We start from the raw sequence: 20,199 nt of genomic DNA on the forward strand, positions 1-20,199 counted from the left end.
ACGCAACTGGATACCTAATGGATAAAGGAATACTGCGCAACGTCGCAATCAATCTGTTCGGTCTCGTGCTGCCGACCTTCGTGTCGCTCGTCACGGTGCCTTCGTATATTCGCCTGCTCGGCGTGGAGCGCTACGGCGTGATCGCGCTCGTGTGGACCTTGATCGGCTACTTCAGCGTGCTCGATCTCGGCATGAGCATGGCCGCGCAGAACCAGATCTCAAAGGCGTATGCGTCCAAAGATGCCGATGCGTGCGAGCGCGTGTTCTGGAGCGCGTTCTGGCTGAACTTCACGACCGGCGCGATCGGCGGCCTGCTGATCTATTCGGGCGGCGCGCTCTATACCGCGTATTTCACGCACGTCACGCCCGAACTGCGCCACGAGGTTTATCTCGCACTGCCCTGGCTCGCCGTGGCGATTCCGGTGGCGAATGTGTCGTGGGTGTTCGCGGGCGCGATCAACGGTGCGGAGCGATTTGGCATCTACAACACGAACCAGACGCTCGGCACGTTCCTGTTCCAGCTGCTGCCGCTTGCCGCCGCCTGGGCCTACGAGCCGAATCTGCAGACCGTGCTTGCCGCCGCCGTGTTCGCGCGTCTCGCGGCCGCCATCCTGCTTGGCCGCTCCGCGCTGCGCGTACTCGGCATTCGCAAGGTGCGCGGGCCGCGCCTCGATACCTCGAAGGCGCTCTTCAATTTCGGCGGCTGGATGCTGGTTGCGAGCGTCACCACGATGGTCGCGGACTCGCTCGACCGCATGATGCTGGGCGCGGGCCTCGGCGCGCGCTTCGTCACTTATTACACCGTGCCGCAGAACCTCGTCACGCGCCTGAACATGGTGCCCAATGCGCTCGTGCGCACACTGTTCCCGCGCCTCTCGGCACTCGGTCGCGAGCATGCGGATGAAATCGCCGCGCAGTCGCTGCAATTTCTCAATGCCGTGTTCACGCCCATCGCCATCGGCGCGATCGTCGTGCTCGCGCCCTTCCTGCATGCGTGGGTGGGGCCCGTGATCGCCGAGCATGGCGCGCCGGTTGGACGCGTGCTGATCATCGCCGTGTGGCTCGTCGGGCAGGCGGGCGTCACGCGTATTCTCATCCAGTCGCAAAACAATCCTGCCGCTGCCGCACGCGTGGGGATCGTGGAATTGCCGCTCTTTGCGGGCCTGCTGTGGCTCGGCATTTCGCGTTTCGGTTTGCCGGGCGCAGCGGCCGCCGTGCTGTTTCGCGCACTGTTCGACTACGTCGTGCTGTTGTGGCTGTCGCGCATTCATAGCCGCACGATCATCGTCGATATGTTTGCACACCTGAGTTTTCTTGCCACGGCGCTCGCTCTCGCGTGGTGGCTGCCGGACGCGCTGTACGCCATTGGCGCCGGTGTCGTGCTGGCGCTCGGCAACGTGGTGTGGTCGGTAGCGACCACGCCCATGCTGCGCGGCTACGCCCGCTCCCTTCTCTTTCGACTGAATTCACGGAAAAGCGCATGAGTCACGAACTGATCGACGAAGCGGCGCCGTCCGAAAGCGCCGCCGCGCCCATTCAACGGCGCGACGCCACCGAACCGCGACGCGCCGAAACGGGCGCTGTCATGCCGCTGCGTCCCTTGCGGCCAGCCTTCGCCGCGGGCCGCGCGCCGCGCGTGGCCATCGTGCACGACTGGCTCGTGACCTACGCGGGCGCGGAGCGTGTGCTCGAGCAGATCCTGGCCTGCTTTCCCGACGCGGACCTGTTCTCGGTCGTCGACTTCGTCGATGCGAAGGACCGCACGTTCCTGCGCGGCAAGCGTGCCACGACCTCTTTCATTCAGAAGCTGCCCGGCGCGCGCAAGCGATATCGCGCGTACTTGCCGTTCATGCCCCTCGCCATCGAGCAACTCGACGTGTCGGGCTACGACGTGGTGATTTCGAGTAGCCACGCGGTAGCCAAGGGCGTGCTCACGGGACCGGACCAGTTTCATATCAGCTACGTGCATTCGCCGATCCGCTATGCGTGGGATCTCCAGCATCAGTACCTGCAGGAGTCGAGCCTCACACGCGGCCCGAAGTCGATGCTCGCGCGCCTGATCCTGCACTACATCCGCAACTGGGATGTACGTACGGCGAATTCTGTGGACCAGTTCGTCGCCAATTCGGAGTTCATCGCGCGCCGCATTCAGAAGGTGTACCAGCGCCAGGCCGAGGTGGTGTACCCGCCCGTGGATGTCGACGCGTTCGAGCTGGAAACGCAGAAGGAAGACTTCTATGTGACCGCCTCGCGACTCGTGCCGTACAAGAAGATCGACCTGATCGTCGAGGCGTTCTCGCGCATGCCCGAGCGACGTCTCGTGGTGATCGGCGACGGCCCCGACATGAACAAGGTGCGCGCGAAGGCCACGCCTAACGTGGAAGTGCTCGGCTATCAGCCGTTCGCGGTGCTGCATGACCGCATGCGGCGCGCCAAAGCCTTCGTGTTCGCGGCGGAAGAGGACTTCGGTATTTCCGTGGTCGAGGCGCAGGCTTGCGGCACGCCTGTAATTGCCTTCGGGAAGGGCGGCGCACTCGAAACGGTGCGCGACACCGGTTCGCGGCCCACGGGCATCTTCTTCGAAGAGCAAAACGCGGACGCGATCATCGCGGCCGTCGACTCGTTCGAAAGCGATCCGGGGCGATTCCGAGCCGAGGATTGTCGCGCGAACGCCGAGCGCTTTTCTTCGCGGCATTTCCGCGAGCAGTTCTTCGCACGCGTGGCGAAGGCGGTGCCGGCGATCTCGCAGGCGGGCTCCGCGCACGGCGCGCCGCCGTTTGAAGTCGATGCGGACGCAACGGAATCGCCGCGAGTACTCGCGATCGACCAGAGCGGCGTGCTGGGCGGCGCCGAGCTATCGCTGCTCGAAGTGGTGAAGGGCTTGCGCTCGCGTATCGACGTGCTGCTCTTTAACGACGGCCCCTTCAGGGAGGCGCTCGACAAGGCAGGCGCGCGCGTGGAGGTGCTCGATTCGGGGGCATTGAGCAAGGTGCGGCGCGATGGCGGTGCAGCGCCGCGTCTCGGTGTGCTCGCGGGCATTGCCGCGCTCGTGCGCGAGACGCGCCGCCGCGCCCGTGAAGCTGACGTGCTTTACGCCAACACGCAACGCGCCATGGTGATTGGCGTGCTTGCGGGCAAGTTGGCGCGTAAGCCGGTGGTTTGGCATTTGCGCGACATCGTGAGCGACGAGCACTTCGGCCGCGTGCAGCGCGCCGTGATCAAGGGCTGCGCGAAGCTGGGGCTCGCGCATGTGATTGCGAATTCGCATGCTTCGGCGAAGGTGTTTGCACAACTCACGCGGTTCGATGCGAAGCGAATCGATGTCGTGCATAACGGGGTGGATGAATCGCCGTTCCGTGCGCTTGCGCGTGTGCCTCAGGCGCAATTGCGCGCGCAGATCGGGTTGCCCGAGGACGCGTTCCTCGTTGGCGCGTTTAGCCGGCTTGCGCGCTGGAAAGGGCAGCATGTGCTGCTCGAAGCGTTGCTCGATGAGCCGCGGGCGCATGCTGTGTTTGTGGGGGCGCCGCTGTTTGGCGAGGACGCCTATGCGGCGGAGTTGCGTGCGTTTGTCGATGCGAATGGGTTGCAGGCGCGTGTGCATTTTCTTGGCTTCCGGCATGACATCGCGGCGTGTATGCGTGCTGTCGATGTGATCGCGCACACGTCTATTACGGCTGAGCCGTTCGGGCGCGTGGTCGTGGAAGGCATGCTCGCGCAGCGGCCGGTTGTGGCTTCGCGTGATGGTGGTGTGACCGAGATTGTCGAGCACGGTAAGAGTGGGTTGCTCTGCACGCCTGCCGATGCGAAGGAACTGGCTGCGACTATCGGCAGGTTGCATGATGATGCGGGTTTGCGTGAAGCGCTTGCCGCGCAAGGGCTCGCTACTGCGCGCGAGCGGTTTGGGAAGCAGCAGTATGTCGAGGCGGTCGAGCGGGTGCTCGATGGTGTTGTTGCGCGGGGGAAGTGAAGGGTTTTTGGCTCCTTGCCGCTTTGGCGTTTCCTTGTGTTCGCGTCGGTATGCCAGCGTTGCCCCTGTGCGGGGCCGCACCTACTTTTCTTTGCAGCGGCAAAGAAAAGTAGGCAAAAGAAAGCCGCTCAAACCGCTAGCGCCTGCCACAGTTCACATCGCGCCACCAAGGGTTAATGGCTCCGGAGCGTCTGTCACCTCGCACCATTCTCGTTAGTGACAAAGGGCTTGTCCGTTCCCGCTGCTCGCTACGCGCGCTGCGGTTGGGTCTGCACGGGAAACCAGGGGGCATTGTCATGCGGTAACGCAATGCAAACGCACCACTGGTTTTAGGTTATGCGCTTCGGCGCGCGTAGCGCCGCCGGAAGGATGAGCGCCTTGTCACTCAGTTCAGTGGTGCGAGGTGCCAGACGCTCCGGAGCCATTAACCCTTGGTGGTGCGATGTGAACTGTGGCAGGCATTAGCGGTTTGAGCGGCTTTCTTTTGCCTACTTTTCTTTGCCGCTGCAAAGAAAAGTAGGTGCCGCCCCGCACAGGGGCAACGCTGGCATACCGCCGCGAAAACAAGAAAAGGCCAAAGCGCCAGGGACCCACGATCAAACGGCGACCCGCCTCCTAAGCCGCGCGGCAGCATTCAGCGCAGGCCGCTCGAAGAGCCGATAGAACACCCAGGCAACAGGAATCACGGCGAGGGTAAAACCGAACGACGGCCAGATCGAAGTCTGCAACTCGGAGCGGAACAACAGCGATCCGAGCAGCACGAACAGTGGCAAATGGATGAGATAGAGCGAGTAGCTGAAATCGCCGAGTTTGGAGAACAGCAGGTGGAGCGCGCCAGGAGAAGCGGGCTGCGCAAGCGCCTTCACGAGATAGCACGCAAACGCACAGGCCCAGAGCTGGAACGCGCCAAACTGGCCAAAGTGAAACGCCACGCATCCGGCCACGGCGAAAAGCGCCGCAGCGGGATAGGCAAACCGGAACCCGGAAGACCCACGCAAGCGCACTTCGGCGATCCATGCGCCGAGCACCCACGAGAACCAGTACGACGTGAAGACGACGACGTCATGCCGCTCCAGCGTCAAAGCAGACACGACATTAACGAGCGCCACGGCAGCAAGCACAACATTCAGCCCAAACCGCCGGCGCGCAGCGAAAAGCAGCGGATAGAGCAGGTAAAACTGCACTTCGAGCGAAAGGGTCCAGAGCGCGCCGTTAGAGCCATACGTCTTACCGGCCACGCCCTGCAGAGAAAACAGATTGACGAAGAAGTCACGCACCCCGATGCCATTGATCTTGTGGCTCACAGGAAAGAGCGAGAGGCTGACCGAATCCACAGCCAGCGTGAGCAGCAACGCCGCGAGCAGCACCGGATAAATGCGCACGAAACGGCGCAACCAGAACTGCCGCGCGTCGAGCCGGAAATTGGGGTTTGCATTCAGGCGCGCGGCGCCGCTGCGGTGAATGCAATACCCGCTGATGACGAAAAAAATCGGCACGCCCGCCGATCCCCAGGCAATGGGAAACGTAAGCCACGCGGCGATCGTGCCTGGGCTCGCGAGGCTCGCGTGCAGCTGGTGAAACGCACCCATGCCGATCCAGGTCACCTGACGGCAATGGAAATAGGCCACCAGCAAGGCCGCAAAGCCGCGCAGCGCCTCGATCAGTTGATCGCCTGCAAGCTCGCGCGCCGCGGTCGCGGGCCGCGCTGCAGGGGACACCACAGCGCCGGGAAGCGCGGACGCAGGCGGCATGGCGGTTTGGAGTACGGGATCGCTCATCGGTGTCAGCCGGTCCTTGGGGAGAGTACCCGGCGATCTTAGAGGCGCGCGCGCGAGTGAAGTAAGCAAAAGATTTTCAAAATGTATTCGAGCGGTTAAGAGAAATGGAGAAATAAATGGATTGAAAATCAAAGCGGTTTATTTGTGGAATTTGAAATGCTAGTTTGTGTGTGATCGACTATGGTCGCTGGAGAATCCGATGAACCTGCACTTGCTGGCCGGCGTGGCCGTGCTGTTGATACTCGTGGGGGTATCCGCATATCGTGAGGCCTTGCGCAATGAGCCAATCCGGCGCACACGCACGCGTTCCGGCGCGTTGCCGCCCGCCGATGAAGCGGAGTAGACTGCGCCCGAACGAGACGCGTCACCGACACAAGCCGGATCAGGAAATTCATGCCGATTCGCTCTAAATTATTCAGAATGAATGGAAATAATTTCCGGTGTTAAGTTGGAATCTTACAATCTGAATTTATTGGCCTTTTTTATTCTTTAAAAGGCGGTAAACAATCTTGTTCAATACAAGAATCTGCCAGGGCAGAACCTCGGGGAAGTCGGCTTGCCTCGCTGCGAGACCGAGACTCAAACGAACGATCTGGGAATGGACATCATGCTCAAAGTAACCAAAGCGGTATTTCCTGTTGCAGGCCTGGGGACGCGCTTCTTGCCCGCCACCAAGGCGAGCCCCAAGGAAATGCTGCCGGTCGTCGACAAGCCGCTCATTCAGTACGCGGTGGAAGAGGCGATCGCTGCGGGGATTACCGAAATGATCTTCGTGACCGGCCGCAGCAAGCGCGCGATCGAAGACCATTTCGACAAGTCGTACGAGATCGAATGCGAACTCGAAGCCCGCAACAAGCAAAAGCTGCTCGACCTCGTTCGCAGCATCAAGCCGGCCAATGTGGACTGCTTCTACGTGCGCCAGGCCGAGGCGCTCGGTCTGGGCCACGCCGTGCTGTGCGCGGAAAAGCTCGTGGGCGGCTCGCCGTTCGCCGTGATCCTGGCGGACGACCTGCTCTACAGCCCCACGCCGGTCATGAAGCAGCTCGTGAACACGTTCAATCACTATCACAGTTCGGTGATCGGTGTGGAATCGATCGCGCGTGAAAACAGCGCGTCGTACGGCATCGTCGATGGCCGCGAGTGGGAAGAGGATGTGTTCAAGCTGTCGGGCATCGTCGAAAAGCCGGCGCCGGAAGCCGCGCCCTCGAATCTCGGCGTGGTGGGCCGCTATGTGCTGATGCCCACGATTTTCGACCATCTGCGCGCGCTGAAGCCGGGTGCAGGCGGCGAGCTGCAGCTTACAGACGCATTGCAGTCGTTGCTCACCGAAGAGCAGGTGCTCGCGTACCGCTATATGGGCACGCGTTTCGACTGCGGCAGCAAGCTCGGCTACCTCAAGGCAACGGTGGAGTTCGCGCTGCGCCATCCGGAGGTGAAGGACGAGTTCGAGGCGTATCTGCAAACGCATCTGCCGGCCGCGCTCGCTGCTGCGGCATAACAACGCCGCAGCGGCGCAACCACGCTACGGGGTCATTCGAAGCGCGCGGGCTCAGTGCCCGCGCGCTTTTTGCACATCTTGCCTTCCTCCCCAACGACCTCCTGGCATGGCTATGCGCTTGCGCCCGGAGAGATTTGCAATCGTCATCGGTGTATAACGATTCTGGCGGGCACGCCGAATGCGCACAACGTTTCGTTTGTGTTCGCGCTGCGCCGTTGGCCGCATCGTGCGGTGGCGATGCTGCATGAATATCCCAACGATTCTTGTATGGCATGCCGGGCTGGTTTGGTGCGCGCAATTGCGGTGATTCAACGCGCGTGCGGGCGCCAGGATCCAGTCACAGGTACGCGCTTCACGAAGGAGAAACCGGCCATGACCAGGCACCTTCCCGTGGCAGGCAGCGAACATCCCGCGCCCGCTGGCGCGCAGTGCGTCGGCGCGTGCGACCCGGCGGAGCGCTTCAAGATCGTGTTGATCCTGCGGCGTCAGGCGTCGCCTGAATTTCACGAGCTGGTGAACCGGCTCACCGCCAACGACCCCGCCGCCAAGCCGGTTTCCCGCGAAGAGTATGAGCGGCGCTTTGGCGCCAGCGCGGCGGATATCGAGCGTGTCGAACAGTTCGCGAAGGCGCACGGCCTCGCCGTGGACCACGCCGACGCCTCGGCGCGCCGGGTCGTGCTCTCGGGCACGGTGCAGCAGTACAACGCCGCCTTTGGCATCGACCTGCAGCGTTTCGAGCATCAGGTCGGCAAGACCACGCATCACTTTCACCAGCCGAGCGGCCCTCTGCATTTGCCGCAAGACATGCACGAGGTCGTCACCGCCGTCGTGGGGCTCGACAATCGCGCGAAGGCGCAGCCGCACTTTCGCTTCGTGCCGACGAGTCTCGCCAATGCGCCGGCTGCTGGCGCACCCATCCGTCCGCCCATCCGTGCCGCGCGCGCGGTGACCCGGTCGTTCACGCCTTTGCAGCTTGCGGAGCTTTACAGCTTTCCCGCAGGCGACGGCAGCGGCCAGTGCATTGCAATCGTCGAAATGGGCGGCGGATACGACACGGCGGACCTCACCGCGTATTTCAAGGCACTGGGCGTGAGCGCGCCGCGCGTCGAGGATGTGTCTGTCGATCAGGCGACGAACGCGCCGACCGGCGACCCCAACGGGCCCGACGCCGAAGTTACGCTCGACGTGGAAATCGCGGGCGCGCTGGCTCCCGGGGCGCTCATTGCCGTGTATTTCGCGCCGAACAGCGAGGCCGGTTTCGTGGATGCGGTGAGCGCGGCGCTGCACGACAGCCAGCGCAAGCCATCGGTCATCTCGATCAGCTGGGGCGCGCCGGAGTCGGCGTGGTCGCAGCAAACGCTCGGCGCGCTGAACGACGCCATGCAAACGGCCGTTGCGCTCGGCGTGACCGTGTGTGCGGCCTCGGGCGACAGCGGCTCATCGGACGGCGTGGGCGACGGCGCCGATCATGTTGATTTCCCCGCGTCGAGCCCTTATGCGCTCGGCTGCGGCGGCACGCACATCGCGGCGTCGAACGGACGCATCTCGCAAGAGACCGTGTGGAGCGACGGCGAAAACGGCGCGACCGGCGGCGGCGTGAGCGCGACGTTCGCGCTGCCGGACTGGCAAAAGGGCTTGCGCGTCGTGCGTGGCAGCGGCGGGGCCGGCGCGCTGGTGCGGCGCGGCGTGCCCGATGTCTCAGCCGATGCCGACCCAGCCACGGGCTACGCGGTGCGCGTGGCCGGCGCGGATACGGTGGTGGGCGGCACGAGCGCTGTCGCGCCACTGTGGGCTGCGCTGATCGCGCGCATCAACGCGGCGCGCGGCACGCCCGTGGGCTTCGCGAACGCGAGGCTCTATGCGCAGCCCGGCGCCTTCAACGACGTGACGAGCGGCAGCAATGGCGACTTCTCCGCGGCGCCCGGCTGGGACGCCTGCACGGGCCTCGGCACGCCGGTCGGCAGCAAGGTGGCGGCGGCACTCGGCTCGACGTAGGATGAGCGCGGCGCGTCGCCCCGGTGAGAAGGAAATGGCGATCGCATGCGAGTTGCATGAAAGGTTGCCATTCGAAGTTGCATTCACGGTCTCAAACGCGAACACACAGAAAGTGGAGACGACATGAACGACGAAGCGCAGTCCACCAAGGGCAACGGCGGCGCTCAAGGGGCCAGCCCCGCGAGCGGCAACGGCAAGCATCGCTCCCAGGCCGACCAGCCGTGCTTCGATCCCACCGCTTACGGCAACGGTCCCGACGACTTCGTCACCGACGTAACCGAGAACGCCGCGATCACGCACCACGCCATTCAGATCGGCAAGGAAGTCATCGCCTATACGGCTACGGCCGGTCATCTCGTGACGGTCGATCCGAGCAGCTCGCAGCCCAATGCCAAGATGTTCTACGTGGCGTTCACGAAGGACGGCGTGCAGGCGCAGGACCGTCCCGTCACGTTCTTCTACAACGGCGGGCCGGGCTCGTCATCCGTGTTCGTGCTGCTCGGCTCGTTCGCGCCCAAGCGCATCAAGACCTCGATGCCGGGCTTCACGCCGCCCGCGCCCTATACGCTCGAAGACAATCCGGACAGCCTGCTCGACAAGAGCGACCTCATCTTCATCAATCCGGTGGGCACGGGCTATTCGGCCGCGATCGCGCCGCATCACAATCGCGACTTCTGGGGCGTGGATCAGGACGCGGATTCGCTCAAGCAGTTCATCAAGCGCTACCTCTCGGCGAACGATCGCTGGAATTCGCCGAAGTTTCTCTACGGCGAATCGTATGGCACGGCGCGCAGTTGCGTGCTCGCCTACCGGCTGCACGAGGATGGCGTGGATCTGAACGGCATCACGCTGCAGTCGTCGATACTCGATTACACGCAAAGCGGCAATCCGGTGGGCGCGCTGCCCACGGCGGCCGCCGACGCCTGGTACCACAAGCGCCTTGGCGTGACGCCCGCGCCGAAGGACCTGCAGGCGTTCGTCGCGCAGGTCGCGCAATTCGCGCGCACCGATTATCTGCAGGCGCTGTCGAAGTTTCCCGATCCCAGCGACAAGGGCATTCCGGCCACGCTGAAGACGCTGTCGCAATACACGGGCATCGACACGCAAACGCTGGAGTCGTGGAATCTCGACATCGCCTCGTACGACAGCCGCGGCAATTCGCTATTTCTCACCACGCTCATGAAGGACAAGGGCGTGGCGCTCGGCTCGTACGACGGCCGCGTGACTGCCATCGACACGGGCATTGCCGGCAATATCGACCCCAACTCGGGCGGCAACGATCCCACCATGACGGCGGTGAGCGGCGTGTATACGGCGATGTGGAACAGCTACCTGAACGAGCAGCTGAAGTTCCGCACGAACTCGTCGTTCACGGACCTGAACGATCAGGCATTCAAGAACTGGAACTTCGGCCATATCGATCCGACGGGCGCGCAAAAGGGCGTGGATGCACAGGGCAATATCGTGCTCTACACGGCCGGCGACCTGGCGGCGGTGATGGCGCTGAACCCGGATTTGCGCGTGCTTTCGGCGAACGGCTACTACGACTTCGTCACGCCGTTCTACCAGACCGTGATCGACTTGCAGAAGATGCCGCTCCTCGACCAGAAGGTGCGCGACAACCTGAGCGCACGCTTCTATCCGTCGGGGCACATGGTGTATCTCGACGCCGGCTCACGCACGGCGCTCAAGGCCGATCTCGCGAAGCTCTATCAGGTCGCCGTGACGGACCGCCCCGCGGTGGCGCGCATCCGCGCCCTCCAGCGCATGAGCACGATGAGCACCATGCATCATTGAGGCGGGGGCGCGCGCTGTCATCGCGTGCGCCCTTGCGCCATGGCTTCGAGGCACGCGCGCGCGTCGCCCTGCACGAGGCGCGCCGCGCACGCGATCATCAGGTTCTTGGCGAGGCCGAAATCTTCCACCAGATAGCCGCGTTCGCATACGCGCCCCTGCGCGTCGGGCACCGAAGGCACGCGTTCGATGAGCGTGCCCTGGTCGGACGTGTAGGCCCAGACTTCCTTGCCTAGTGCGGCTGCATAGCCAATCTCGAAGGCGGTGCCGGAGTCGGGCTCGCCGGGGCCGCGAAAGTCGTTCACATTTGCCATCACGATATCGGCGGCGCGGATCGCTTCGACGTTCGCGCGATAGATCCACGCGGCGAGGCGCGGGCCGTCGAGGTCCGGCGGCACTTGCGCGTCGAGCGGATAGACGCCCTCGAAGCCATATTCCGCACACGCAGAGACGAGGCGGGCGCCGTGCTCGAGCGCGTCGCGCCGGAAGACGTCGAAGCCGGCGAGATACACGCGCGGGCGGCGGGGCAGCGGGGTGGAATTCATGGCGCGCGGTTCTCCATGCAAGCGGTGCGTCGAGAGCGAGTTCGACGATTCTAGCGCCAGGTCCCGGGGCAGCGGCGTTTCGGGCGTATTCCCGTTACTTACAAACAGTTGACAGCAATTGTTGCGTCTCGCTACGATGATGCGCTTTGCATGCTATCGTGCGGCGTTGCGCGCCGTGCAACTGCGCGCAATTTGTTGTGGGCGCAACGTATTGGGGACAAACCTCGGGGGATAAACCTCGGGGTTGATACCCGGCCGATGCGCCCTCGTTTTCCTTGGCCCTTGTCGTTTGCGGCGTGGGCTTCGCACCATGTTGGAGACCATGAATACGATCGCCGGCGGCCAGTCGAAGGCCGCACTACACAATCTCGAAGCGGGCGCCTATTCCAAGGCGACGCTGCGCCTGTTGCCGTTTCTTTTCCTCTGCTATGTGGCCGCGTATCTCGACCGCGTCAACGTAGGCTTCGCCAAGCTGCAGATGCTGAGCGACCTGCAGTTCAGCGAAACCGTGTACGGTCTCGGCGCGGGCATTTTCTTTATCGGCTACTTCTTCTTCGAAGTCCCAAGCAATATTCTCATGCACCGCGTGGGCGCGCGCGTGTGGATCGCGCGCATCATGATTACGTGGGCCGTGCTTTCGGCGGCCACGCTGCTCGTGAAGACGCCCACGCAGTTCTATTTCGTGCGCTTCCTGCTGGGCGTGGCCGAGGCCGGCTTCTTCCCTGGCATCGTGCTCTATCTCACCTACTGGTTTCCGGCCGCGCGCCGCAGCCGCATGAACGCGCTCTTCATGATCGGCATTCCGATCGCGGGTGTGCTGGGCGGCCCGCTTTCGGGCTGGATTCTCTCGGCGTTCACCGGCACGAACGGCTGGGCGGGCTGGCAGTGGCTTTTCCTGATCGAAGCAGTGCCTTCGCTCGTGCTGGGCGTGATCACGCTCTTCTATTTGCCTAACGGCATTCGTGCGGCGAAGTGGCTATCGGACGACGAGAAGGCCGCGCTCGAACGCAATATCGAGCAGGACCAGGCCGGCAAGGGCCACGCATCGATCGGCTCGGTGTTCGCCAATGGCCGCGTGTGGCTCATGGCCGTGATCTACTTCTGCTGCATGATGGGCCTCTACGGCATCAGCTTTTATCTGCCCACGCTCATCAAGGCGAGCGGCGTGAAGAGCGCGCTCGACGTGGGCCTGCTCACCGCCATTCCGTACGCGTGCGCGGTGTTCAGCATGCTGTTCGTGGCGAAGAGCGCCGACCGCACGGGCGAGCGCCGCTGGCACTTCGCCATCGCTTCGCTGGCTTCGGCACTCGGCCTGTATTTCAGCACCGTGTTCGGCAACAACGTGCCGCTCGCCATGCTTGCGCTCTCGGTGGGCGCGGCTGGCATGCTCGCCACGATGCCCGTGTTCTGGACCTGGCCGAGCGCGATTCTCGCGGGCGGTTCGGCCGCCGCCGCCATCGGCATGATCAACTCGATCGGCAATCTCGCGGGCTTCGTGAGCCCTTCGATCATCGGCTGGATGAAGGACGCGACGCAAAGCACGAATGCGGGCATGTACTGTGTTTCGGCGGCCATGGTGCTGGGCGCGGTGCTGGCGCTGCTGCAGCCGAAGAAGATCGTCAACGGCTGATGGCGTTTGCCGCGAAGATTGTGCGGCATTGAGCAAGAAAAGCAGCGGCAAGGTCCGCTGCTTTTTTTTCGTCGTCGGCTTAACATCTCGGGAAAGCCCTGGTATTTCCCGCATGTTGCGCGATGATCGATTCTGGCGACATATGTAGGCTTTGAATGCGCAAGACAACGATACGCGAGTAGAGGACCGACTGATGAACGCACTGAAGCTGCTGTCGCTGGCTTGCTGGTCCATCGCGGCATGCATTGCGCTGCTGCAGCCGGCGGCCGCCCAGGTCGCACAGCCCACGCTCGACAAGATCCGCGCGGCAAACATCATCGCCGTTGGGTATCGCGAGACTTCGGTCCCGTTCTCCTACGTGATTGGCGACAACCAGGTGATCGGCTTTTCGCAGGACATCTGCAACAAGGTGATCGACGCGGTCAAGCTCAGGACGAAGCGCCCGAATTTGCAGGTGCATTTCATTCCCGTCACTTCGCAAAACCGCATTCCGCTCGTGCAGAACGGCACCGTGGATCTGGAGTGCGGCGTCACGACGAACCTGAAGGCGCGCGAGGCTCAGGTGAGCTTTTCCAATACGTTCTTCATTGCGACCACGCGCCTGCTCACGCACAAGAATTCGGGCATTCACGACTTTCCCGATCTCGCGGGCAAGACGGTGCTCACGAACCAGGGCACGACGTCCGAGCGCATCCTGCGGCGCATGAACCTCGACAAGCAGATGAACATGCGCATCATCAGCGCGCGCGACTATGCCGAGGGGCGCGCCACGCTCGAGTCGGGGCGCGTCGTGGCCTACATGATGGACGACGTGCTGCTCGCCGGTACGCGCTCGCTCACGCAGAAGCCGTCCGAATGGGTGATCGTGGGTACGCCGCAATCGTTGGAGGCGTATGCGTTCATGATGCGCAACGGCGACCCCGAATTCCGGCAACTCGTGAACGACACGATGGCGGGAATCATGAAGAGCGGCGAAATCAACGCAATGTACGCGAAGTGGTTCGAGAAGCCGGTGCCGCCCAAAGGCGTGAATTTCGCGTTTCCGATGAGCGAGCAATTGCGCGCGCTCTATGCCGCGCCGAACGATCGCGCGTTCGACTAAGCGCCGCGTGCGTGTGCGAACCATGAGATGATCTCGTTCCTGGCGCGGCGGGCGGCGTGGATTCAAGTGCATGAATGAGTCCTGGCCGCTGATGCACGCGATGAATCGATTAATAGGTAAAGAGCAGGATCAAGCGGGAGCGGACATGCAAGAAAACGGCAGCACAGTGGTGATCGTTGGGGCAGGGCATGCGGGCGGCAACGCCGCGGCGCTGCTGCGGCAATATGGATTCGACGGCCGCGTGGTGCTGGTTGGCGAAGAACCGGTGCCGCCCTATCACCGGCCGCCGCTCAGCAAGGCCTATTTGAAGGGCGAGGCCGACGTCGAACGTCTGTGGCTCAAGCCGCGCGCGTTCTATGACGAGCAGCGCATCGAGCTGAAGCTCGGCGCAAGCGCGCAGTCGCTCGACCGCGCGAACCGCACGCTCACACTCGCCGACGGCAGCCACGTTCAATACGACAAGCTGATTCTCGCCACCGGCTCGACGCCGCGCGCGTTGACGGTGCCAGGCCACGATCTCGCGGGTGTGATCGCGCTGCGCTCGCTCGCGGACGCAGACGTGCTGCGCGAGCGCGTGAAGCCGGGCGAAAAGCTCGTGGTGATCGGCGCCGGCTATATTGGCCTCGAAGCGGCAGCGGCGGCGCGCCAGCTCGGCCACGAGGTCACGGTGCTCGAAGCGGCGCCGCGCGTGCTGGGCCGCGTGGCGGGCGAGACCGTTTCCGCGTTCTACGCGAACGAGCATCGCGCGCAAGGCGTGGAACTGCGCCTGAACGCGACGATCGAGGCGCTCGTGGGCGAGGGCGGCAAGCTCACCGGCGTGAAGCTGGCCGATGGCGAAATCGTGCCCGCTACGCTTGCGCTGGTCGGCATCGGTATTTTGCCGAACGAGGCGCTCGCGAAAGCGGCGGGCATTGTGTGCGCCAACGGCATCCAGGTGGACGACGACGCGCGCACGAGCGACCCCGACGTGTTCGCCATCGGCGATTGCGCGCACCGGCCGCTTGCGCACTATGGCCGCGCGGGGCGCCTGGAAAGCGTGCACAACGCGGTGGAGCAGGCGAAGCTCGCGGCCGCGGCGATCGTCGGCAAGCCGCGGCCCGCGTGCGATGCGCCATGGTTCTGGTCCGATCAGTACGACCTCAAGCTGCAGACCGTGGGGCTGCTCGAGGGCTATGACGAGGCCATCGTGCGCGGCGACCCCGTAGCGCGCCGCTTCGCGGTGTACTACCTGAAGGACCGCGAACTGCTCGCGGTCGACGCCGTCAATTCGATGCCCGACTTTCTGTGCGGCAAGAAGCTCGTGGGCAAGGGCGTGAAGCTCGACCTCGACGCGCTGCGCGATCCGGCCACGGATATGGGCAAGTTTGCCGCGGCGGCGCTTGCCTGAGCCGCGCGTTCAACGATGAAGTCAGGGGGCGGCGACGTCCCCGTTATTTTCGCGACCGGGATACGCTGCGCGTCGGTTCAACCGTCCCAGCAGCCCGATCGCCCGATGCATCCCTCCACTCACCCCGCTCCCGGCGCCCAGCGCGGCCTCCAGTCCACCGCTTTCGCGCAGCCCGGCACCCCAGCGCTGGCTGGCCCGGAAGGCATCCGTTACGACTTCAATTTTGGTTGCCGCGTGCAGGTGCCGAAAGACGGCTGGCGTGTGCGCATGCACGATCTCGACACGGTCAATGTGTTGTTCGACGAGGTGTTGCACGCGGGCGAGATCGCCACGAGCCGCCGGAAATACTATGTGCGCTTCCTGTTGGAGGTATTCGACGGTCCGCGCTGCGTTTTTTCGCATTCCTTCGATGCGGCAGGGCGCCACGTACGCGTGGAAGTCGGATCGGGCGCGATTGGCGATGCGATCGCCTGGATGCCGGCATTCGAGGCCTTTCGTGAGCAGCATGCGTGTGCGTTGACCGTGCGGATGGCGGCCCCGCTGCATGCGCTGTTCGAGGCGAGCTATCCCGCCATCGCGTTCACGGCTGCCGCTGCTGCCGATGATGAAACCGGCGAGCCCGTCTACGCGACTTACCGCGTTGGCGCGTACCGGCCGCTCTCCGACCGCGATCACCAGCCGACCGACCTGCGCGTAAGCAATTTGCAGGACTTCGCTTCGTACATGCTGGGCGTGCCGGCGCTCGAGCGCAGCCCCCGCGTTTCCGTCGCGAGCCCCGAGCGTGTCATTGCCGGGCGCTATGTCTGCATCGCTACGCAAGCCTCTTCGCAGTGCAAATACTGGAACAATCCGCATGGCTGGCCCGCGCTCGTCGCGCACTTGTTGGCGCGCGGCTACCGGGTGCTGTGTATCGACCGCGACCGCGAATATGGCTTGCCCGGTGAACTGAACGTCATGCCCGAAGGCGCCGAGGATTTCACGGGCGCGCGGGCGCTGACCGAGCGCGCGAGCCTGCTCGCCCATGCCGACTTTTTCGTGGGCCTTGGCAGCGGGCTCTCGTGGCTCGCGTGGGCCGTGGGCGTGCCGGTCGTGCTGATCAGCGGCTTCTCGCACCCGAAGGCGGAATTCCACACGCCGTGGCGCGTGATCAACTTCCACGCCTGCAATAGCTGCTACAACGACACGCGCTACGAGTCCGACGACACCGACTTCGGCTGGTGCCCGCGCCATGCGGGCGACGCGTTCCGCTACCAGTGCACGAAGGCCATCACGCCGGCCCACGTGATCGGCGTGGTGGACCGACTCATCGCCACGCTCGGCGCAACACATCGAGACGAATAGCGTTTCAAACCGCGCTTTGATCCGCACTGTCATGACTCTCGGCTAGAATGCGAACGCGGCGCCGCCCAGGAGGTGGCTCAATTCGATAAACAAGCCGCGCCAACTGGCGTTCGCGCCCAGCCGAACGCCGCCACTCGAGGAGAGTGACGCAATGGAACAACGCTCCCGTTTTGGGGCGAGCCTGCTGCCGTACCTGCTCGTCGGCCCGCAGCTTGCGGTGACCGTGATCTTTTTCCTGTGGCCGGCCGGGGTGGCGCTGCTGCAGTCCACCCAGGCTCAGGACGCCTTCGGCACGTCGTCGGTGTTCGTCGGCTTCGCCAACTTCACACGGCTCCTGCACGATCCGCTCTATCTGGCCTCGGTCCAGACCACGCTCGTTTTTACGGCGCTCGTCACGTTCGGAGGCCTCGCCATTTCGCTGCTGCTGGCGGCCATGGCGCACCATGTGACGCGCGGCAAGCGCTTCTATCAAACGTTTCTTATCTGGCCGTATGCGGTCGCGCCTGTCATTGCCGCCGTGCTGTGGGGCTTTCTGTTCAACCCGAGCATCGGCCTCGTGACCTTCGCGCTCGCGCGTTTCGGCGTTACGTGGAATCACGCGCTCAACCCCGGCCAGGCCATGACGCTCGTTGTGATCGCATCGGTCTGGCAGCAGATCAGCTACAACTTCCTGTTCTTCTACGCGGGCCTGCAGTCGATTCCGCAATCGCTCTTCGAGGCGGCCGCCATCGACGGCGCAGGGCCCGTGCGGCGCTTCTTCGGCATTGCGTTTCCGCTGCTGTCGCCCACGAGCTTCTTTTTGCTCGTCGTGAACGTGGTCTATGCGCTGTTCGACACCTTCCCCGTGATCGACGCCGCAACTGGGGGCGGCCCGGGTCAGGCCACGCGCACGCTCGTGTACAAGATCTTCGACGAAGGCTTTCGCGGCCTCGACATCGGCAGTTCGGGCGCGCAGTCGGTCGTACTGATGCTGATCGTCACGGCGCTCACGATCTTCCAGTTCCGCTTCATCGAACGACGCGTGCAGTACTAAGGGGTATGAGCTGATGGTCGAGAACCGCAAATACTTCAACCTGTTCTGCCACGTCATGCTGCTGCTCGGCGTGGCGGTGGTGGCCTTCCCCGTGTACGTGGCGTTTTGCGCGGCCACGATGAACGAGAAAGAAGTCTTCTCCGTGCCGCTCTCGCTCGTGCCGAGCACGCATCTGTTCGCGAACATGGCCACCGTGTGGAACGTGGGCACCGGCAGCGCCGCGAGCCCGTTCGGCGCGATGCTCCTGAACAGCGTGATCACGGCGCTCGTGATCTCGGTGGGCAAGATCGCCATTTCGATCATCTCGGCCTATGCGATCGTGTTCTTCCGCTTTCCGTTCCGGCGTCTCGCGTTCTGGCTGATCTTCGTGACGCTCATGCTGCCCGTGGAAGTGCGCATCTTCCCCACGGTGCAGGTTGCGGCCACGCTGCATCTCACGAATACCTATGCGGGCCTCACGCTGCCGCTCATCGCTTCGGCCACCGCCACGTTCCTGTTCCGCCAGTTCTTCCTCACGCTGCCCAACGAACTGATCGAGGCCGCGCGTATTGACGGCGCGGGACCGCTGCGTTTCTTCTGGGACGTGGTGTTGCCGCTATCCAAAACGAACATCGCGTCGCTGTTCGTCATTACGTTTATTTTCGGCTGGAACCAGTATCTGTGGCCGATCCTCATGTCGAGCACGGCCTCGATGACGACCGCCGTGGTGGGTATCAAGAGCATGATCTCGAGCGGCGACGCGGCCACGCAATGGCATCTCGTGATGTGCGCGACGATGATCGCCATGCTGCCGCCGCTCGTGGTGGTGCTGGCCATGCAGCGCTGGTTCGTGCGCGGCCTCGTGGATGTGGAGAAATAAGCATGAATGCAAATCGGGAGACGGCATGGCGGCATTGAGCATACGGGGCGTCACGAAGTCATACGACGGCGCGCAACAGGTGTTGCACGGCATCGACGTGCAGGTGGCGGACGGCGAATTCATGGTGCTCGTCGGCCCGTCGGGCTGCGGGAAATCGACGCTGCTGCGCATGGTGGCGGGCCTGGAGACCATCACGTCGGGCGAGATCGCCATCGGCGAAAAGGTGGTCAATCGTGTGGAGCCCAAGGATCGCGACATCGCGATGGTGTTCCAGAACTACGCGCTGTATCCGCACATGACGGTTGCGCGCAACATGGGCTACAGCCTCAAGTTGCAGGGGCTCGACCGCGCAGCGATCGATGCGCGCGTGGCCGCGGCCGCCGAAATCCTGGAGCTGGGCAAGCTGCTGGAGCGCAAGCCGCGCGAGCTTTCGGGCGGCCAGCGCCAGCGCGTGGCGATGGGCCGCGCGATCGTGCGCGAGCCTTCGGTGTTCCTGTTCGACGAGCCGCTCTCGAACCTCGACGCGAAGCTGCGCGTGCAGATGCGCCTTGAAATCCAGCGTCTGCATGCGCGTCTGCGCACGACGAGCCTTTATGTCACGCACGACCAGATCGAGGCGATGACGCTCGCGCAGCGCGTGATGGTGCTCAATGGCGGGCGCGCGGAGCAGATCGGCACGCCCAGCGAAGTGTACGACCGGCCCGCTTCGATGTTCGTGGCGAGCTTCATCGGCTCGCCGGCCATGAACCTGCTGCGCGGGCGCGTGAGCGACGATGGCCAGCGCTTCGAAATCGAGGGCAACGGGCCGCATCTGCCGCTTGGCGATGCGCCGGCCTGGCTGCCGAAGGGTGCGCCATGCGTGCTGGGCGTGCGGCCCGAGCATATGCACGCGCGCGGCGCCAACGAGCCGGTCACGCTCGAAGTCGAGACCTGCGAATTGCTCGGCGCGGACAACCTTGCGCACGGCCGCTGGGGCAGCGCCGATGTGGTGGTGCGCCTGCCGCACGAAACGCGGCCCACGCCCGGCGAGCGGCTGGCGGTGCACTTGCCGCCGGCGCGCCTGCATTTCTTCGATCCGGCTACGGGTAAGCGCCTGGGTCCGGCCGCGACGGCCTGACGAGGCTGGCACCCAAACCGCGGCCTGCGCGCGAATGCGCCGCTCGCCGCGGTCCCGATTGTCGTAAACTGTCGCATCACGCGGGCGCAAAAGCCGCCCGCGCAATTCGTAACGGTAAGTACCGGCACCCAACACGAACTGGCGACATGGCCG

The 20,199-nt window shown here is 64.0% G+C and carries 15 protein-coding genes; 13 read left to right on the forward strand and 2 right to left on the reverse strand.

Annotated elements, in window-relative coordinates; translation table 11 throughout:
- Positions 1–17 precede the first annotated feature (17 nt).
- Together U5A58_RS33225 and U5A58_RS33230 are read left to right on the forward strand one after the other, a co-directional pair.
- The gene (locus U5A58_RS33225) at positions 18–1,484 is read left to right on the forward strand and encodes a flippase (RefSeq protein ID WP_321964605.1); all 1,467 of its coding nucleotides are present in this window, start codon (positions 18–20) and stop codon (positions 1,482–1,484) included.
- The gene (locus tag U5A58_RS33230; RefSeq protein ID WP_321964606.1) at positions 1,481–3,967 is read left to right on the forward strand and encodes a glycosyltransferase family 4 protein; all 2,487 of its coding nucleotides are present in this window, start codon (positions 1,481–1,483) and stop codon (positions 3,965–3,967) included. The genes U5A58_RS33225 and U5A58_RS33230 overlap by 4 nt, the downstream gene beginning before the upstream one ends.
- Positions 3,968–4,563: 596 nt before the next feature.
- Here U5A58_RS33230 and U5A58_RS33235 read toward each other — a convergent pair.
- Positions 4,564–5,745 carry an acyltransferase gene (locus U5A58_RS33235; protein ID WP_321964607.1) on the reverse strand — a complete coding sequence of 394 codons (1,182 nt, stop codon included), beginning with the start codon at positions 5,743–5,745 and terminating at the stop codon, positions 4,564–4,566.
- 199 nt (positions 5,746–5,944) lie between these two features.
- Here U5A58_RS33235 and U5A58_RS33240 point away from each other — a divergent pair, with 199 nt between their 5' ends.
- The 4 genes from U5A58_RS33240 to U5A58_RS33255 all read left to right on the forward strand — a co-directional run bounded on the left by U5A58_RS33240 (position 5,945) and on the right by U5A58_RS33255 (position 11,035).
- Positions 5,945–6,088: a hypothetical protein gene (locus U5A58_RS33240; protein ID WP_321964608.1), complete on the forward strand. Its 144-nt coding sequence runs from the start codon at positions 5,945–5,947 to the stop codon at positions 6,086–6,088.
- Positions 6,089–6,352: 264 nt separating this feature from the next.
- On the forward strand, positions 6,353–7,243 hold the full coding sequence (galU, locus tag U5A58_RS33245; protein ID WP_321964609.1) for a UTP--glucose-1-phosphate uridylyltransferase GalU: 891 nt from the start codon (positions 6,353–6,355) through the stop codon (positions 7,241–7,243).
- Positions 7,244–7,615: 372 nt separating this feature from the next.
- Entirely contained in the window at positions 7,616–9,238 is a 1,623-nt protein-coding gene (locus U5A58_RS33250) for a S53 family peptidase (RefSeq protein WP_321964610.1), read from the forward strand.
- 123 nt (positions 9,239–9,361) lie between these two features.
- Positions 9,362–11,035 (forward strand): S10 family serine carboxypeptidase-like protein, encoded by a 1,674-nt coding sequence (locus U5A58_RS33255; protein WP_321964611.1) that lies wholly within the window; start codon positions 9,362–9,364, stop codon positions 11,033–11,035.
- Positions 11,036–11,052: 17 nt separating this feature from the next.
- Here the strand turns inward: U5A58_RS33255 and U5A58_RS33260 are convergent, their stop codons facing one another.
- Positions 11,053–11,577, reverse strand: a complete 525-nt coding sequence (locus U5A58_RS33260) for a nucleoside 2-deoxyribosyltransferase (RefSeq protein WP_321964612.1) — start codon at positions 11,575–11,577, stop codon at positions 11,053–11,055.
- 322 nt (positions 11,578–11,899) lie between these two features.
- Between U5A58_RS33260 and U5A58_RS33265 the strand changes: the two genes are divergently transcribed.
- The 7 genes from U5A58_RS33265 to U5A58_RS33295 all read left to right on the forward strand — a co-directional run bounded on the left by U5A58_RS33265 (position 11,900) and on the right by U5A58_RS33295 (position 20,046).
- A complete protein-coding gene (locus U5A58_RS33265) occupies positions 11,900–13,207 on the forward strand; it encodes an MFS transporter (RefSeq protein WP_321964613.1) in 1,308 nt (435 codons plus the stop codon).
- A 193-nt stretch (positions 13,208–13,400) separates the two neighbouring features.
- Positions 13,401–14,309, forward strand: coding sequence for a transporter substrate-binding domain-containing protein (locus tag U5A58_RS33270; RefSeq protein WP_321964614.1), 909 nt, complete (start codon positions 13,401–13,403; stop codon positions 14,307–14,309).
- A gap of 145 nt (positions 14,310–14,454) precedes the next feature.
- Positions 14,455–15,696: an NAD(P)/FAD-dependent oxidoreductase gene (locus U5A58_RS33275; RefSeq protein WP_321909317.1), complete on the forward strand. Its 1,242-nt coding sequence runs from the start codon at positions 14,455–14,457 to the stop codon at positions 15,694–15,696.
- Between the two features lie 105 nt (positions 15,697–15,801).
- Complete coding sequence (locus U5A58_RS33280) at positions 15,802–17,037, forward strand: autotransporter strand-loop-strand O-heptosyltransferase (RefSeq protein WP_321964615.1); 1,236 nt, start codon at positions 15,802–15,804, stop codon at positions 17,035–17,037.
- 151 nt (positions 17,038–17,188) lie between these two features.
- Positions 17,189–18,070 carry a sn-glycerol-3-phosphate ABC transporter permease UgpA gene (ugpA, locus tag U5A58_RS33285; protein WP_321909313.1) on the forward strand — a complete coding sequence of 294 codons (882 nt, stop codon included), beginning with the start codon at positions 17,189–17,191 and terminating at the stop codon, positions 18,068–18,070.
- Positions 18,071–18,083: 13 nt separating this feature from the next.
- Entirely contained in the window at positions 18,084–18,929 is an 846-nt protein-coding gene (gene ugpE / locus U5A58_RS33290) for a sn-glycerol-3-phosphate ABC transporter permease UgpE (protein ID WP_321909311.1), read from the forward strand.
- A gap of 25 nt (positions 18,930–18,954) precedes the next feature.
- Positions 18,955–20,046 carry a sn-glycerol-3-phosphate import ATP-binding protein UgpC gene (locus tag U5A58_RS33295; protein WP_321909310.1) on the forward strand — a complete coding sequence of 364 codons (1,092 nt, stop codon included), beginning with the start codon at positions 18,955–18,957 and terminating at the stop codon, positions 20,044–20,046.
- The last annotated feature ends 153 nt before the right edge of the window (positions 20,047–20,199 follow it).

The organism is Paraburkholderia sp. J7, assembly GCF_905220155.1.
Taxonomy (GTDB): Bacteria; Pseudomonadota; Gammaproteobacteria; order Burkholderiales; family Burkholderiaceae; genus Paraburkholderia.

Bases quoted from the DNA above. Each gene is read 5' to 3' on its own strand.
- U5A58_RS33235 (WP_321964607.1), bottom strand. From the start codon at position 5,745: ATGAGCGATCCCGTACTCCAAACCGCCATGCCGCCTGCGTCCGCGCTT.
- U5A58_RS33225 (WP_321964605.1), top strand. From the start codon at position 18: ATGGATAAAGGAATACTGCGCAACGTCGCAATCAATCTGTTCGGTCTC.
- U5A58_RS33265 (WP_321964613.1), top strand. From the start codon at position 11,900: ATGAATACGATCGCCGGCGGCCAGTCGAAGGCCGCACTACACAATCTC.
- U5A58_RS33240 (WP_321964608.1), top strand. From the start codon at position 5,945: ATGAACCTGCACTTGCTGGCCGGCGTGGCCGTGCTGTTGATACTCGTG.
- galU (WP_321964609.1), top strand. From the start codon at position 6,353: ATGCTCAAAGTAACCAAAGCGGTATTTCCTGTTGCAGGCCTGGGGACG.
- U5A58_RS33250 (WP_321964610.1), top strand. From the start codon at position 7,616: ATGACCAGGCACCTTCCCGTGGCAGGCAGCGAACATCCCGCGCCCGCT.
- U5A58_RS33295 (WP_321909310.1), top strand. From the start codon at position 18,955: ATGGCGGCATTGAGCATACGGGGCGTCACGAAGTCATACGACGGCGCG.
- U5A58_RS33230 (WP_321964606.1), top strand. From the start codon at position 1,481: ATGAGTCACGAACTGATCGACGAAGCGGCGCCGTCCGAAAGCGCCGCC.
- U5A58_RS33275 (WP_321909317.1), top strand. From the start codon at position 14,455: ATGCAAGAAAACGGCAGCACAGTGGTGATCGTTGGGGCAGGGCATGCG.
- ugpE (WP_321909311.1), top strand. From the start codon at position 18,084: ATGGTCGAGAACCGCAAATACTTCAACCTGTTCTGCCACGTCATGCTG.
- U5A58_RS33280 (WP_321964615.1), top strand. From the start codon at position 15,802: ATGCATCCCTCCACTCACCCCGCTCCCGGCGCCCAGCGCGGCCTCCAG.
- U5A58_RS33270 (WP_321964614.1), top strand. From the start codon at position 13,401: ATGAACGCACTGAAGCTGCTGTCGCTGGCTTGCTGGTCCATCGCGGCA.
- U5A58_RS33255 (WP_321964611.1), top strand. From the start codon at position 9,362: ATGAACGACGAAGCGCAGTCCACCAAGGGCAACGGCGGCGCTCAAGGG.
- U5A58_RS33260 (WP_321964612.1), bottom strand. From the start codon at position 11,577: ATGAATTCCACCCCGCTGCCCCGCCGCCCGCGCGTGTATCTCGCCGGC.
- ugpA (WP_321909313.1), top strand. From the start codon at position 17,189: ATGGAACAACGCTCCCGTTTTGGGGCGAGCCTGCTGCCGTACCTGCTC.